The organism is Streptomyces sp. NBC_00691 (assembly GCF_036226665.1).
Lineage (GTDB): Bacteria > Actinomycetota > Actinomycetes > Streptomycetales > Streptomycetaceae > Streptomyces.
The window spans coordinates 6,150,263-6,165,130 of record NZ_CP109007.1 but is presented as its reverse complement, the minus strand read 5'-3'; the positions used below and the strand labels follow the sequence as shown (position 1 = coordinate 6,165,130).

16 protein-coding genes are annotated in these 14,868 nt (G+C 70.4%); 15 read left to right on the top strand and 1 reads right to left on the bottom strand.

Annotation, left to right across the window (positions count from 1 at the left end; all coding sequences use genetic code 11):
• Positions 1 to 11 precede the first annotated feature (11 nt).
• The 15 genes from OG392_RS27790 to OG392_RS27720 all read left to right on the top strand — a co-directional run bounded on the left by OG392_RS27790 (position 12) and on the right by OG392_RS27720 (position 13,913).
• Positions 12 to 752: a hypothetical protein gene (locus OG392_RS27790; protein WP_329283883.1), complete on the top strand. Its 741-nt coding sequence runs from the start codon at positions 12 to 14 to the stop codon at positions 750 to 752.
• 29 nt (positions 753 to 781) lie between these two features.
• Positions 782 to 1,183 carry a hypothetical protein gene (locus tag OG392_RS27785; RefSeq protein ID WP_329283882.1) on the top strand — a complete coding sequence of 134 codons (402 nt, stop codon included), beginning with the start codon at positions 782 to 784 and terminating at the stop codon, positions 1,181 to 1,183.
• A gap of 281 nt (positions 1,184 to 1,464) precedes the next feature.
• Positions 1,465 to 1,620 (top strand): hypothetical protein, encoded by a 156-nt coding sequence (locus OG392_RS27780; protein ID WP_329283881.1) that lies wholly within the window; start codon positions 1,465 to 1,467, stop codon positions 1,618 to 1,620.
• Complete coding sequence (locus OG392_RS27775) at positions 1,617 to 2,441, top strand: DUF317 domain-containing protein (RefSeq protein WP_329283880.1); 825 nt, start codon at positions 1,617 to 1,619, stop codon at positions 2,439 to 2,441. The genes OG392_RS27780 and OG392_RS27775 overlap by 4 nt, the downstream gene beginning before the upstream one ends.
• Positions 2,442 to 2,467: 26 nt before the next feature.
• Positions 2,468 to 3,286, top strand: coding sequence for a DUF317 domain-containing protein (locus tag OG392_RS27770; RefSeq protein ID WP_329283879.1), 819 nt, complete (start codon positions 2,468 to 2,470; stop codon positions 3,284 to 3,286).
• 201 nt (positions 3,287 to 3,487) lie between these two features.
• On the top strand, positions 3,488 to 3,898 hold the full coding sequence (locus OG392_RS27765; protein ID WP_329283878.1) for a hypothetical protein: 411 nt from the start codon (positions 3,488 to 3,490) through the stop codon (positions 3,896 to 3,898).
• On the top strand, positions 3,898 to 4,650 hold the full coding sequence (locus OG392_RS27760; RefSeq protein WP_329283877.1) for a DUF317 domain-containing protein: 753 nt from the start codon (positions 3,898 to 3,900) through the stop codon (positions 4,648 to 4,650). Before OG392_RS27765 ends, OG392_RS27760 begins: the two co-directional genes overlap by 1 nt.
• 34 nt (positions 4,651 to 4,684) lie before the next feature.
• Positions 4,685 to 6,481 (top strand): type IV secretory system conjugative DNA transfer family protein, encoded by a 1,797-nt coding sequence (locus tag OG392_RS27755; protein WP_329283876.1) that lies wholly within the window; start codon positions 4,685 to 4,687, stop codon positions 6,479 to 6,481.
• Positions 6,482 to 6,932: 451 nt separating this feature from the next.
• The gene (locus OG392_RS27750) at positions 6,933 to 7,820 is read left to right on the top strand and encodes a hypothetical protein (protein WP_329287490.1); all 888 of its coding nucleotides are present in this window, start codon (positions 6,933 to 6,935) and stop codon (positions 7,818 to 7,820) included.
• The gene (locus tag OG392_RS27745; protein WP_329283875.1) at positions 7,817 to 9,097 is read left to right on the top strand and encodes a DNA cytosine methyltransferase; all 1,281 of its coding nucleotides are present in this window, start codon (positions 7,817 to 7,819) and stop codon (positions 9,095 to 9,097) included. The genes OG392_RS27750 and OG392_RS27745 overlap by 4 nt, the downstream gene beginning before the upstream one ends.
• Positions 9,097 to 10,242, top strand: coding sequence for a DnaB-like helicase N-terminal domain-containing protein (locus OG392_RS27740; RefSeq protein WP_329283874.1), 1,146 nt, complete (start codon positions 9,097 to 9,099; stop codon positions 10,240 to 10,242). The genes OG392_RS27745 and OG392_RS27740 overlap by 1 nt, the downstream gene beginning before the upstream one ends.
• A 13-nt stretch (positions 10,243 to 10,255) precedes the next feature.
• Entirely contained in the window at positions 10,256 to 11,545 is a 1,290-nt protein-coding gene (locus tag OG392_RS27735; RefSeq protein ID WP_329283873.1) for a DUF317 domain-containing protein, read from the top strand.
• Between the two features lie 251 nt (positions 11,546 to 11,796).
• Positions 11,797 to 11,973, top strand: a complete 177-nt coding sequence (locus tag OG392_RS27730) for a hypothetical protein (protein WP_329283872.1) — start codon at positions 11,797 to 11,799, stop codon at positions 11,971 to 11,973.
• A gap of 9 nt (positions 11,974 to 11,982) precedes the next feature.
• A complete protein-coding gene (locus OG392_RS27725; protein WP_329283871.1) occupies positions 11,983 to 13,194 on the top strand; it encodes a JmjC domain-containing protein in 1,212 nt (403 codons plus the stop codon).
• The gene (locus OG392_RS27720) at positions 13,104 to 13,913 is read left to right on the top strand and encodes an aldo/keto reductase (protein WP_329283870.1); all 810 of its coding nucleotides are present in this window, start codon (positions 13,104 to 13,106) and stop codon (positions 13,911 to 13,913) included. The genes OG392_RS27725 and OG392_RS27720 overlap by 91 nt, the downstream gene beginning before the upstream one ends.
• Here OG392_RS27720 and OG392_RS27715 read toward each other — a convergent pair.
• Positions 13,901 to 14,740 carry a hypothetical protein gene (locus OG392_RS27715; protein ID WP_329283869.1) on the bottom strand — a complete coding sequence of 280 codons (840 nt, stop codon included), beginning with the start codon at positions 14,738 to 14,740 and terminating at the stop codon, positions 13,901 to 13,903. The two genes, OG392_RS27720 and OG392_RS27715, sit on opposite strands and share 13 nt — an antisense overlap.
• Between the last annotated feature and the right edge of the window lie 128 nt (positions 14,741 to 14,868).

Sequence of the window (14,868 nt, the reverse complement as noted above, 5' to 3'; positions counted from 1 at the left end):
CAAGGACTGCCTTGCACGACACCGACCCCAGCGACCTCGAATCCTTCGCCACCATCCTCGCCGGCGAACTGCCCGGCCGGTGGACCAGCCAGTACCACCCCGACCACGGCGGTACCGACTACGACCACCTCACCACCGCCGTGTGGGACATGGACCAGACAGCCCACGCCATCGCCTCCCACGCCGTGACCCACTGCGCGGTCCTCACCCGCACCGACGACAACACCCGCCTGCTCGTCATCGACCACCTCGGCCAGGCCGAAGGCTTCCTCGTCGCCGCCCTGGCCCCCGCCGACCTCCCCGACGCCGCGTACGCGGGAGTCCACGAACCCGACGGTCTCGCCGTCCCCGCCGACCCGTTCCACGCCGCCGAGGCCACCACCCTGCACCTACTCCCCCGCTACGCGGACGCCCTGGCACACGCCCGCCGCAATGCCGCCGCGCTCGACGCCCCGCTTCCCGAGCAGGTCGACCTCACCTGGGCCGCCGACGCCCTGACCACCCCGGTCCCCGACTCCGTGGCGCTGGCCCGGCTCCTGACCGACCACGGCTTCGTCCACGACACCCGTCAGGACCTGCTCGTACTGCCCGGCGATGACACCGCCCTCCAGGCCTGGTACGTCCGGGCCGTCGGAGCCCTGCTCGCCGAACTCGGTGTCGGCGTCGGAATGCGGCACCCCGCACCGCCGGCACCCGCCACGACCCGGCCGCTGCCCGCCCGGCCGACGACCTCCGCCGCGCGCAGCCGATGAGCTCCGCCGCCGACCCCATGGAGCACGTCTTGAACCTCGCGGACGACAACAACACGGACGTGGAGATCTACCGCAAGGCCGACCACCCCGACCGCCTCCACATCGTCACCAGGACAGGCGCCCCCGAGGAACTCCTCGCCCGGCTCGACGCCTTCGGTCTGGAGCGCCGGCAAGAGGTGACAGCCGGGCCCGTCTACACCTGGCACGAGACCCCCGACGGCCTGGGCCAGAGAGCCCAGCGGCAGCTCGCCACCCGCGCGATCCTCCCGCTCCTGATCGCAGGGTTCAACGTCAACATCGACCCCGACGAACTCGACGTCACCGCCTGGGCCCAGAGCATGCTCGCCCACCGCACCTCGCAGAAGCCGCCCGCGAATCCCTCCCAGCCTCCTCCGCCCCCGGCCGCCGGCCCGCCGGGTCCCCGGCGCTGACCGCACCCCCGGCTCGCACCGATCCCCGCTACTGGAGCCACGCCCTGAACCAACAGCCCACCCCCCGTACCTACGGCGCCTACCAGGCCCGCAGCATCGCCGCCCGGCTCGACCACCTCAACGAGTACCTGACCCGGCCCGGCACTCCACCGGACACAATCGCCGTCCTGGCCGACGTCTTCGACCCCGAGCACGGCGCCCTTGGCGCGTTCACCACTCTGGCCGCGACCGCCAGCCGCTTCGCCCAACAGCAGGCCACGCTGGGACTACTGCCGCCGGAGGTGTGGCTCGCCCTCGGGCGAGCCGCCAACGAGCTCAACGACATCGGCCTCGACCTCGACGAGCACCTCGACACCCTGGCCGCCGCCCGCACCCCCGCCACCACGCCCGTCAAGCCGCCCGTGCCAGTTCCCCTCGTCGTACGGAGGCACCGGTGAGCCCTCGACAGCACCCCACCTGGGGGGCCGGTGACCAGGCCGAGCAGCACTACCTCGTCGAGCCCCGGCATCTGGCCGGCGGCGGCGACATCCGGCACGTGACCGAGTTCCTGCGCGCCTCCGGCTGGACGGACCGCTCCGTTACCGGCGGGCCGCTCGTCTTCGACCGCGCCGACCACCTGGTGCGCGTCGTCTACGACCCCATCGAACACCCCGGCGGACAGCACCCGGGCGGCTGGCACATCCAGGGCCAGGCCACCGCGACCGAGGCGGCGTGGCGGGTCACCTTCACCCGGCAGACGCCGGTGGAGATCGTCGCCGGGTTCACCGACGCCCTCACCCGAGACCGCTCGGCCCACGCCCCCAACCCGTGGTCGCCGCTCCAGCAGCAGCAGTGGGAAACCGAGCGCGACCAGCACTTCACCGCCATCAGCCCCGACCGCAACGCCTGGTTGCAGTTCCACCAGAACGAGCCAGGTCAGGCGCACTGGTGGGCCGGCGCCCGCACCGAGCACGGCCGGACCTGGGACGCGGTCTTCTCCTCCACAACCCCGATGCACCTGATCGAGGGGTTCTCCGCCGCGCTCGCCGACCCTCAACCGGCCATGCGGCCCCGCGGACACGTCCCGCCCTCGAAGTGGATCCAGGTCACCTCCGTATCCGTACGGCCCTCGGAACTCAACGCATGGCAGCAGGCCCGGATCACCGCCGCCCGCGCCACCACCTGGGGGCGGAACTCCTGGGCCGCCGCCCGCGCCCGCACCCGCAAGCCCGCTCCCGCCCGCCCGTACGCAGCGAGCGGCGGAGCCCGAACCCGATGAATGCCATCTGAAGGAGCAGCTCCTCCGTGATCGACTCGCGTCAGCTGGATGCCTTCAACGACGACTACCTGAGCAAGCTCGGCTCGCCGGTCTCACCCCGCTACTTGGCCGGCCCCGGCGATCCCCGGCACATCACCCACGCTCTGTACGCCGCCGGTTGGACCGTGCACTCCGATCCCCTGCACCCGGTCATCCGCATGAAGAGCCCCGACCGTGAGCACGAGCTCGTCTTCAAGCCATCGCCTCACCACTTCCACGGCTGGTGGAAGGTCCACAGCACGCTCGGAGACAACTGGTACGCCTCGTTCAGCGGGGACGCGCCCGTGGAGATCATCGCCGGACTCACCGACGCTCTCGTGCGCCCTACGCCAGACAGCGCCTCCGATGACCTGGCCGGCATCCTCGCCAAGCAGGGCTGGAAGCACACAGCCGACGGCGATGGCGGGCACAAGGTCGTCTCCCCCGACCGCACCACCGTGGCCGAGCGGCGCGTCTCGCCCTCCATGGGCCTGTGCGGCTGGGAGGTCGAGGCCGCCCGGAACTGGGGGCCCTACGGCCCCGAGGGATTCCTGTGGCGAGTGGCCCTGGACTCGCGCGCCCCTGGCCACGTGCTGAACGCGATCGCCACCGCGCTCTGCGACCCGGCTCCCGTGCTGCGTCCCCGCTTCGAGATCGACGAAGGCCCCCACCTTCACGTTGGGCGGGAAGTCGGGATCGGCACCCGCATCGTCACCGCACACCGCAATCGCCTCGCCCAGGCCCGCAGCTACCGGCCCGCGCTCCCCACGATCACCACCCCTACGGGCCCCGTTTCACCGGCAGCCGCCCCCGCACGCCGGCGCTGACCCGAAGTCGGCCTGCCTGCCCCACCCCGCACCGAAGGATCCGCCCTGAGCACGCCCTCCTACTCCCACCCCCTCCTGCTCGCACAGCTGAAGACCTTTCTGGCGGAGAGCGAGACCGTCCTCGCCGCCTGGGACGCCTACTCCGATGAGCACTCTGATGCCGAAGGCCGTGCGATCGATGAAGTCGCCTACGGCTGGCGCATGGTCCAGCGTGACTCCGAGACCTGGCGAGCGTTCCTGCCCGTCCGGCCCGGCGCCCGCCAGCTCCTCGCCACGGCCTCCGTCCAGTTGCAGCACCTCCCCGCGGGCGACATCTCGCCTCAATGGGCTTACCAGCTGCGCGAGCTGAACCGAGCGCTGGACCGGCTGGACGAACTGCGCCGCGAGCACGCCGAGGTCCGCGAAGCCCACCGCGTCGCACCCGTCTCGCCGGAGAAGTTCGTCGACTCCGTCGCCGAGCGCAACGAGGAGGCATGGGGCTACCTCGACACGTGGGCCACCGCCGGCCACACCCTCCTCGACATCCACGCTGCCGCGCACAAGGCGCCCGCCCGGTGGATACCGGTCCCGGCTCCAGCTCCGACGCCCGCCCGACCGGCGGGGAGGCGCTGATGAAGACCCCGAAGGTCGCGCAGGCGCTCGTCTCCCCCCGCTACCTCGCCGGCCCGGGCGACCCGGCGTGGGTGACCGCGGCTCTGCACGCCGGCGCCGGATGGAGCCACGGGCAGGACCCGCTCATGCCCCGCGTCATCCTGACCAGCCCGGACCACAAGTCCATGCTCCGCCTGGAACCGGCCCTCAACGAGCCGTGGTGGCACCTCTCCCACCGTGACGGCCGCACTGGTGCGCAGTGGCAGGCGTCGTTCGACGGCGCCACCCCCGTCGAGCTGATCGCTGCGGTCACCGACGCGCTCAGCCACCCCGGCTACAACGCCGCAGCGATGGCCGAGCCGTACAGGGTGCTCACGCAGGCTGGATGGGACGTCGCCTCCACCAGCGACTTCCGCTCCCCGGACAGCCGTGTCCGGGGGGAGCGCCATAACTACTCCGGCAGCACCGACTGGCGCGTCACGGCCAGCCTCTACACGGACGCCCCCGTGTGGAAGGCCCGGTTCTCCGGCGCCATGCCCCGGGTGCTCGTGGCCGCCTTCCTCGTGGCTCTCGCCGACCCCGAGCCGGTGCGCCGTTCCTCCGAGCAGACCCAGGGCCTCTCCCTCCACCGGGTCGCCCTGCAGTGGCAGGAACAGCCGGCGGAGAGCGTGTCCCGGGTGCTGCCGGAGCGGATCGAGCAACTCGCCGCCCGCCGCGCGAGCACGCCGCCCGCGCCGCCGACGCCCCCATCGCGGCGCCGCCGCACCCGCTGACGCTCCCCGCCCGCACCGTACAAGGACCCTCCGCTTGCGATCCGCCCCCTCCTCCAGCTCCGACGGCTACGACATAGCCCTGAAGGTGCTCCTCGCCGCCCTCGCCGTCGGCCTTCCCGCCGCCTCCATCGCCTGGCTGAGCAGCAACATCGCCGCCCGGGCGGCAGGCACCGGCCCTTGGGCTCCCTACCGCCCGGGAGACGCCCTCCTTCGCCCCGAACAACTCTGGCCAGCAGCCGGAGAAACGTCCCTGCTCCTGACCACCCGCGTCATCCCCGTCCTGCTGACCCTGCTCCTCGCCGTCGCAGCCGGCCTCATGTGGATGCGGTACAAGAACCGGGCCGGCGGCGGCAGGAAGAAGACCGTCGCCGGGATGGCGACGGCCCGCGACATCCAGCCCCTGCTCGCCAAGGCCGTGGAGGCCAAGGCCCGCTCCCTGCGTCCGAGCCTGAAACAGGCCAAGCACATCGCCCCCCGCGACGCCGGCATCCTGGTCGGCAACCTCGCCGGGACCCGCCACGAGGTCCGCATGGGCTTCGAGGATGTGGCCGTCGCGATCATGGCCCCGCGCTCCGGAAAGACCACCAGCCTGGCCATCCCGTCAATCCTGGCCGCCCCTGGGCCTGTCCTGCTCACGTCCAACAAGGCGGCCGGCGACGCCTATACGGCGTGCTTCGACGCCCGCTGCCAGGTCGGGCGGGTGTGGTCGATGGACCCTCAGCAGATCGCCCACGCCGAGCGGACGATGTGGTGGAACCCGCTCGCCGACGCCAAGACTCTCGACGGCGCGGGACGGCTCGCCGGGCACTTCCTCGCCGCGAGCGTCGACGCGAGTCAGCAGGGCGACTTCTGGTCGAAGGCTGGATCCAACATCCTGGCGCAGCTCTTCTTGGCTGCCGCCCTGGACGAGCGGCCGATCACGGACGTGATGGGATGGCTCGCCTTCCCGGCGGACCGTACCCCGCTGGACATCCTGCGAGACCACAAGTTCACCGCGGTCGCTTCCCAGCTGAAGGGGACCGTGGAAGGCCCGCCGGAAACCCGTGACGGGATCTACGAGACCGCGAGGCAGTACGCCGCCGCCCTGCTCAACCAGGACATCGCGGCCTGGGTCACCCCACAGAGCAGCGTCGCCGAGTTCCGCCCCGCCGACTTCGTCACCTCCACCGACTCCCTGTTCCTGCTGTCGAAGGACGGTGGAGGCGGCGCGAGCGCGCTGATCGCGGCGTGCGCGGACTCGGTGATGCGGGCCGCGACCGCCCAGGCCGAGCGCGCCGGCGGGCGACTGGACCCGCCGATGCTCGCGATCCTCGACGAGGCCGCAAATGTCTGCAAGATCAGCGATCTTCCCGACCTGTACTCGCACCTCGGCAGCCGCGGGATCATCCCGATCACCATCCTGCAGTCCTACCGCCAGGGCCAGAAGGTGTGGGGCGACGCGGGCATGGACGCCATGTGGAGCGCGGCCACCGTGAAGATCATCGGTTCCGGCATCGATGATCCGGACTTCGCCGACAAGCTGAGCCGGATGGTCGGCGACCACGACGTCGAGACAACATCCACCTCGACCTCCGAGTCCGGGAAGTCCACCTCGGTGTCGATGCGGCAGGAACGGATCCTGCCCGCCGACGCGATCCGCGCACTGCCCAAGGGCTCTGCCCTGTGCCTGGCCACCGGCATGAGGGTCGCCATGCTGGCCCTCCGCCCCTGGTACGCCGAGCCCGGCTCCGACGAACTCGCAGCCGCCTCTGCCCGCGCATCGAAGGCCATCACCGCCCGCGCCATCGCCAAACAGCAGCCGACCCAGGGCGACTTCGACCAGGCCGCGTAAAGAACTCCCCCTGACCGGCCCAGCCCTGTCCGCACATCCCCTCTTCCTGGAGACCAGTGAAGCCCGACACAACCGGATCTCGATCACGGTGGCCACCGTCCGGTCCCTGGAATCTCGCGGCTGGGTCCTGCGCGAAGCGCGCCGCCCCGTACCCGGCTCTCGGCCGGTCCGCCTCCACCTGACCCGGCACCGGATGCTTCGCCCTCGCATCGCGCCTCGGCAGGGCCCCTGCCGACATGCGTCCTCGCGCGACGGCTGTCCGGCCCGTTCGGGCACGCACCCGCTGACCGCCGAGGGCCCCTCCGGCGCCCAGTTGCGCCTCCTCGCCTCCCTGGCTCCTCACCCCGCACCGACTCTCCCCCGCTCGCGCCCCTACATCGCGCCCCTCCTTCACCTTGCCCAAGGAATTTCCATTTCTCGCTCGCCCTCCCCCACCCCCCAGTTCCGCGCTCTGTCCCTCGGCGCCGGAGTTCAGTCCAGTACGCTCCTCGCGCTCTCCGCGGAAGGGGTCATCCCCAAGGTCGACTACGCGATATTCGCCGACACAGGCTGGGAACCCGAATCCGTCTACCGCCACCTCGACCGCCTCGAAGAAGAGATAGCAACCCCTGCCGGGATACCGATCCTTCGCGTTTCCTCGGGCAATATTCGCGACGACGCCCTTAATCCCGATCACCGCTTCGCCTCGATGCCGCTCTACATCCTGAACAGGGACGGCCGACCTGGGATGACCAGGCGCCAGTGCACCGGGGAATACAAGGTCAAGCCCATCAAGCAGACGATCCGGAAGCTCCTCGGCTACCCGTACCCGACCCGCGTACCGAAGGGTGTATTCGTCGAGCAGTGGATCGGCATATCCACCGACGAATTCCACCGCGCCAAGGACGCCGACGTCCAGTACATGCGGAACCTGCATCCGCTGATCGAGATGGACTGGTCCCGCTCGGACTGCGTCCGCTATCTCACCTCTCTCGGCCTCGCCGACACCCCGAAGTCCAGCTGCCTCGGCTGCCCATTCCACGGAAATGCCCAGTGGCGGCACATACGCGACACCTCCCCTGCCGAATGGGAAGACGTCGTGGAATTCGACGCCGCCATCCGCCAGGGAAACGCACGGGCCAACGCCACCGGGAACCAGCTGCTCGGCGAAGCCTTCCTCCACCGTTCTCGCGTCCCCCTCGACCAGGCACCGATCGACCATGTCACCGCCGCGGAACGTGCGGCACTGGGCGACGAGGCCGCCTCCGCGCTGGAAGACGGGGTCGTCAACGGCTGCTCTCCCTGGTCGTGCCGTGGCGAAGCCGACCCGGTCCAGGACGACTTCGGGCTGACAGCGTGATCACGGGCCGCGACCTCGTGATCGACCTGTTCGCCGGCCCGGGCGGTTGGAGCGTCCCCCTGAGCCGCTTCGGGATCCGGGACATCGGACTGGAGTGGGACGAGTGGGCGTGCAAGACGCGGGCCGCCGCCGGACTGCTCACAATCCGCACGGACGTCGCGATGTATCCGGCCGGGATCTTCGCCGGGCGCACGCGCGGCTTCATCGCCTCCCCGCCGTGTCAGGCGTGGAGCATGGCGGGGAAGCGTCTGGGGCTGGTCGACCAGCCACTCGTGCACCAGGCGGTCACCGATCTCGCCGCCGGCCGCGACACCCGCGAGAAGCTCCTCGGCGCCTGCCGGGACCAGCGCTCCCTCCTGGCGGCCGAGCCGATGCGCTACCTCCGCGCCCTCGCCTCGGCGGGCGAGCCGGACTGGGTGGCGATGGAGGAGGTCCCCGACGTCCTCCCCCTGTGGAAGCAGTACGCCGCGATCCTGCGGTCCTGGGGCTTCTCCGCCTGGACCGGAATCCTCAACTCGGCTGACTACGGCGTCCCGCAGACGCGCAAGCGAGCGATCCTCCTCGCCTCGCGCGTCCGAACCGCCGAACCCCCGCCGCCGACGCACGCCCGCTTCGCTGAGCCGGAGACCCTCTTCGGTCCCGGCCGCGAACGGTGGGTGTCCATGGCCGAGGCACTCGGCTGGGGCGCCACCGATCGCCCCGTGCCGACCGTCTGTGCCGGTGGTGGACCCGGCGGCGGCCCCGAGCCCTTCCCCTCCGGCGCCCGCAAGACACTGGCCGACGCGCGCGACCGCGGGACATGGACGGAGCCCCCGGCGCCCTCAGACATCGTCCTCAAGCCCCAGACCCGCGGCGCGGGTTGGACGGCCCGGTACGGAACGCGCGGCAACAGCCCAGCCTCCGGCCCGGCCCCGACGTGCACCAGCAAGGCCACCCACTGGACCTGGGCCCTGCGCAGCAACAGCCAGTCCAACGCGACCGTCCGACCGGTGTCAGAGCCCGCGGGCACGCTGTTCTTTGGGCACAGGGCCAACGAATGCACCTGGGTCGCCCACCCGAACAACGTCAAGGCCCAGGAGACGCCGGCGCCGATCCGGATCACCGCCGCCGAGGCTGGCACCCTGCAGACCTTCCCTGCCGACTACCCCTGGCAGGGCACCAAGGGCGCCAGGTTCTCCCAGATCGGCAACGCCGTCCCGCCCCGGCTCGCCGCCCACCTCCTCGCCCCGCACCTCGACCGCACGCTCACCGCCGACGACTTCACCCTGGCCGCCTGATGCACCCCACCCCCGACACCGATGCCGAGGATCTGTACGAACCGACCGAGCGCCCCCCGCTCCACTACGCCGAGCAGGCCCTGCTCGGCGCCGTCCTCCTCCAGCCGGCGCTCCTACCGACCGTGGAAGACCTCAGCCCCTCGTTCTTCGACAGCCCCGTCCACGCCGCCGTCTTCGCCGCGATGCGGGAGGTCCCCACGCCGGAGGAAATGACCAGCAGCACCGGGCTCGCCTGGCTCACGGCGGTCCTGGCCAAGGCCAGGCCGCAGGCGCCGGGCCTGACCCCCTCCTACATGCACACCCTCATCTCCGCCTGCCCCCAGCCCCAGCACGTGGCCGCGTACGCCGTCGTCATCCACGCCGAGCACGCCCGGCGCACCATCGGCCTCCACGCCGAGCAACTCGCGCAGGCCGCCACGGACACCACCGTGCCGGACCGGCCCCGCCACGCTCTCTCCGCCGCCGACACCCTCGCCCGGCACCTCGATCACCTGGCCGAACGGTTCCCCTCCCACGCCCGCCCTCTGCCCCGCACTCCTCTACCGCCGACCCCTCGGCTGACCGAGGGGCACGAAGACCGGGAGGCCGAACAGTGGTTGCTCGCCTGCGCCGTGTCCCGGCCGGAACAGGTCCGGGAGATGCGCTGGCTGACCGCTGACGACTTCCTCGACCCTGTCCGCGCCGGCTTGTGGCAGGCCGTGACCGCGCTGGTCCACCGCGGAGATCCCGTGGACCCGGTCACGATGCTGTGGGAGGCCCAGCAGCGCGGCCTCCTGGCCACCGGCATTGCCCCGGCTGCCGTGATCGCCCTGCTGTCGGAGCCCGTCGGCTCCGCGGACTACTGGGGGGAGCGGCTGCTCGAACGGAACCTGCTCGCCCGAGCCCTGCTCGCGGCCCGGCAGATCACCGCCTACATCGCAGACCCGGCCAATACCGTGCACCAGCTCGTCACCGGCAGCCGCCGCGCACTCGCCGACCTGCACGCCGTCCGCAGCCGCTGGCAGAACGCCACTCGACCGCTACCGGCTCCCCTTTCATCCGCTGAATCCACCAGTCCACGAGCCGGTCCGCGCGGTCCCCTCACCACCCAGCGCGCCCCAGTCCCTCCCCCCGCCCGGCAACCCACCGCCGGGCGAGTCCCCTAGCCGAAGGACCCCGATGCCTCCCGCCCCTGCCTACGCCCACATCCAATTCGCCCTCCACCCCGACCACCACCCCGGCGTCATCGCCACGACCAGCGGCCCCACGGCCGACGCCGCACGCTCCCACCTCCACGACTTCGGCTGGCGCAGCACCAGCCCCACCACCATGGCGCTCGCCCGCATCGATCGCGACGAGCCCCACTACGCCAACACCGCGGCCGAACAGCTGAAGCGATACGGCTTCACCGTGGACATCACACCCGGCCTCCAGGACGAGATCAACACCGAGTGGGAATCGAGCAACTACCCCTTCCCCTGGTGCACGACGGAGGTAGTCCGCGAGGTGAGCGCTGAAGCCCAGCGCATCCACGACGACATCGCCGACGGCCGCCTCGTCGTCCACTTGCACGCCGACGACGGACAGAACACCGTCGCCGTCGCCAGCTACACCACCGGCGTCCGGCGCCACGTCCACCTCCATGGCGAGAACCATGTCCGGCAGGTCACCTCCACGTTCGAGAGCGAGACGGAGGCCATCGCCGAGTTCCACCGGCTGTACTCCATCGCCGTCCGCCCCGGCCCCGCCCCGCTGACCGACCTCGAACGCACCGTCCGCCAAGTCCTTACGGGAGCCAAAGAGGCCGATCACCGGAGGACCGTGGCCCCCACAGCCGAGCCACCTACCGCGGGACCTGGCGAGCACGAAGCATTCCTCCAGGCCCTCTTCGACGGCCTCCCGCAGTGGGAGAGGTATCGGCCGTTCGACGATACGACGATCGCCGTCCACGAATCCCTCGTCGCCCGGGCCGAGTTCGATCACGAGGCCCGTCACCGCACCGACGTCGCCTGGACGATCGCCGAATACAACGGCCCGGTCGGCGAGCGCCTCTGGCACACGACCATCACCGCCAGCGCCCCTGTCCCTCTGATCCACGCGATCCTGCACCACCTCGATGCCCCGGCCCACGTGCCGTTGGGGGAACCGCACGAGATCCTCCAAGCCGCCAGGTGGCATCCCACCAGCCACCCCGCACGCACCACCTGGACGTCTGCGGGTCACGCGATCACGGTCGAGCACGCCCCGCACGTAATGGCCGACTGCTGGGTTCTGTACGGCGGGGACATCCTCGACCATGCCGCGTGGACGATACGGCTCTCCGCCGGCGCCAGCCAGGACCTCCTGGCCGAGTTGGTCGCCACCGCCACGGCTCTCGTTCCTGCCCCCACAGCCGCCACGATCCCCAGTGAGATGCCCGCTCGTCGGCTCCCGCCCACTGCCGCTCAGCCGCGCGCTTATCGCCGCTGAAGATGCGCTACCACCAACCACATCGGCTGCGCGGAGTGTCGGCGCGTCTCATCGGCGTTTCGACACCCTCCTGAACTTCGCGAAGCCCGAAGGGCTGCCACCCCCTCCTCGGACACAGGTGCGGTGTCGCTGATGAACAAGACGCACGCCCGCACATATGTCCGAATCTAGCTCTACTCCCTTCTGCTGGACGCGGGTTAACTCAAACCTTCGCCCGAATCAGGGCGGTAGCGACTGAGGGGAGAGCGTAGATGGCAGACAGGGCGTCCACGCAGGGAGCAGGGACCAGCCCCGCGCTTCTGATCGCCGTGGAGGAACTGGCGACCGCGCATGACCGCAGTGAGGCCGAGCGGTCAGACATCACCAGCTCGCAGAACAGCGCGGGCGATGACGGCGAGAACCGCGACCTGAACCTCCCGAAAGCGTAGGGGGAACCCTTGGAGCACCGGCTCGTCACTCACATCGAGAAGGCTCTCGGCTGGGACGGGCCGGGTTCCGTAGGGGCCGCGTTCGCGCGCGGCCGTCTCACGGACCCGGAGCTGCCCGCTCGGCTGTTGACGCCGCACAAGCTGCTGGACCTGATCAAGCGCCGCCACCTGGCCAATCCGCAGCTGCGTTGCTATGCCGAGGGCGATGAAATACACCCGTCCACGTTCCTGTCCACCAACGTCAACCGGCGAAGGCAGGCTGTGAGTCAGGCCGACATGGCGGCCCTCGGGCGGATCCTCAACGACAACGGCACCGTGGTCTTGGACCACGTGGACTTCTTCGACCCGACACTGGAAGTCGCCTGCCGGGCCCTCGGCTGGTGGTCGGGCGAACTGACCTCCGCTAACGCCTACCTCGCGGTCGGCGACACCGACGGATTCCACCTTCACTGGGATGACCACGAGGTCATCGCCGTGCAACTCTCCGGCGAGAAATCGTGGGAGGTACGCGGCCCGTCCCGGCCGGCACCGATGTACCGCGACGCCGAACGCAACCGCACGCCCTCCGAGGAAGTGCTGTGGAAGGGCACGATGCGGGCCGGCGACGTCATGCACATCCCTCGCGGCTTCTGGCACACCGCCACCCGACTCGGCTCCGGCAGCGACGGCCACTCGTTGCACGTGACGTTCGGGTTCACCAAACGGAGCGGCGTCACGTGGGCCAACTTCCTGTCTGACGCCGCCCGCGCGGATGAGACGTTCCGCCGCGACCTGGAGGGCACCGAAGGAACCGCCCACAAGGCGCTGGCGGACAAGCTCAGCACTCTGGCCGCCGCCTACAGCCCCGAGCGGTACCTGGACGAACTCCGCTCCAGCACCCCACCCGCACGCCATCTGCCCTATGTGGCCGCCTTCGGTCGGCCGGAGGGGGTTGCCGCCGCCACCGAGTTCGCCCCCTCCCTCGTCCGCTCCGGCGACACGGTCCAAGTCTTCGGTGGGGGAAAGCGGCTGACCTTCCACGAGCGCGCGGAGCCGGGCCTACGTGCACTCCTGTCGGGTCACCCGGTCTACCTCGACGGCGCCGCCGAGGACACCCTGGCCCTGGCCGAACTGCTCATCGCGGAGGGGCTGTGCGAACCACTGACGGAGATGTCATCCTCGGGCTATACCGGTCTGGTCACGCCCGTGACGTACTCGAAGAAGCCGCCGAACTGGGCGTAGCTCGCCTGGACACCGCCTCGAACTACTTCGGACATCGCTCACATGAGGTGCTGAACGCGCTGGCTGGCGACCTCTTGCCGAGGTTCTCCGTCTCCACCAAGGTCGGATATTTCCCCGGGGAGCACTCCCTCGACCCTGCCCGGCTGCACGCCGCAGTCCAGCGGGCCGCAAAAGACCTGGGCCGGGTGCCGGACACCGTACTCCTCCACAACCCTGAGCACTCCCGCCCGGACGCCGAGACGCTCACGCGCGCGTGCGCGGTCTTGACCGACGCCACGAGGGCGGGACTATGCAGGGGATGGGGCATATCGACCTGGGACCCACGCCCACTCGTGGACCTCGATGCGCCCCGTCCTGACGTCCTCATGGTCCGGACAGGGCTACTGGTCGGCGTCGACATCCTCGAAGCAGCCGAGGACCTGGTGACGCGGTGGCGTCCATCGCAGGTGTGGGGAATGAGCCCTTTCGGCGGTAGCACGACCGAGGCAGTGTGGGAGAAGTTCGACCCACGGATTTTCCTTCGGGACTCTACTTCGGCCACACGGATCCAGGCGGCGTTCCGCTCCGCCTACGGCCTACCCCAAGTCGACGCGATCGCGGTCGGCACGAACAACGTCGACCACCTGCGGGAACTGGTCGCCGCACTGGCCTACGAGGTCAACGACCAGGTGATTTCGGAGTACAAGCGACTCCTTCAGGACCGCCGTCAGGCCGTCTGAAGTTCCTTCACCACTCGCTCCGCCGTCTCCCGGGCGGCCCCCAGCCGGGAGTCGTCCGGATCGGCGTAGGGGCCGAGGATCTTCGCGGCGACGAACAGCGTCATCAGCTTGCCGTCCCGGCTTTCCAGATCGTCACGCCGCGCGCGGCGGACGCGTTCGGCCAGGGCGGGGACTGCCAGCGAGGCCCCCCAAAGATTCGCCGCATCCAGACCACGCGGGGCCATGCCCCAGTCTTCCCAGTCGAACACGCAGAACACCGGCGCCGTCACATTCGCCCAGTTGAGATCCGCATGAGCCGGCCGCCAGTCGGTCACCGTCGCATCGACATCAGGGAAGACGTTGTGGATCGTTTCCCCGACCAGTTCCTGCGTGAGGGTCTCAGTATCCGGTGTCGCAATCCGATTCGTGTGCTGCGAGGCAAGAGCGTCCAGCGAAGCACTCAGAGACGCCCACCACTCATCGGACAACTTCGGGGCCTCCGCCACCACAGCGCTGCCCGCTGGTGTACCTGGCAGCAGCTCCGTCTCGTCCGCCCGCCACATCACCGGCTCCACCGCATCTCGCCACGCAAGGCCGGCGATCCAGGCCGGCTTGGCGATCCCGCGCAGAGCCTCCGCGGATGCGGTGCCGTCCCCGCCCTGGACCCCAATCCGATCGAGCCCCCGCCGCTCAATCCGCACCCACGTACCACGGTCCGTGCGCGCGCCCACAGAGCGGCGCTTGCGCACCACGGTCCCTTGGTCCAGGCATACCCCCAGCGCCTGCTCCACACGATCCAGAACGGTTTCCACGGGAACCTTGCGCAGATCCACCGAACGCAGCGTCATACGCAAGAACGTACCAAGACCTTGCGGCAGCGCGCCCAGCCCGCACCCAACTGAGCGAACGGCCGATGCTCCGTTCTCTGGAGAGATGCTCGCGCCGAACCAGCCTGGTCTCGCTGGTCTCGTACCGG

What these genes read in the sequence shown, in the direction of transcription:
- OG392_RS27765 (WP_329283878.1), top strand. Translation starts at nt 3,488, where the DNA reads ATGGTCCAGCGTGACTCCGAGACCTGGCGAGCGTTCCTGCCCGTCCGG.
- OG392_RS27760 (WP_329283877.1), top strand. Translation starts at nt 3,898, where the DNA reads ATGAAGACCCCGAAGGTCGCGCAGGCGCTCGTCTCCCCCCGCTACCTC.
- OG392_RS27740 (WP_329283874.1), top strand. Translation starts at nt 9,097, where the DNA reads ATGCACCCCACCCCCGACACCGATGCCGAGGATCTGTACGAACCGACC.
- OG392_RS27735 (WP_329283873.1), top strand. Translation starts at nt 10,256, where the DNA reads ATGCCTCCCGCCCCTGCCTACGCCCACATCCAATTCGCCCTCCACCCC.
- OG392_RS27730 (WP_329283872.1), top strand. Translation starts at nt 11,797, where the DNA reads ATGGCAGACAGGGCGTCCACGCAGGGAGCAGGGACCAGCCCCGCGCTT.
- OG392_RS27715 (WP_329283869.1), bottom strand. Translation starts at nt 14,740, where the DNA reads ATGACGCTGCGTTCGGTGGATCTGCGCAAGGTTCCCGTGGAAACCGTT.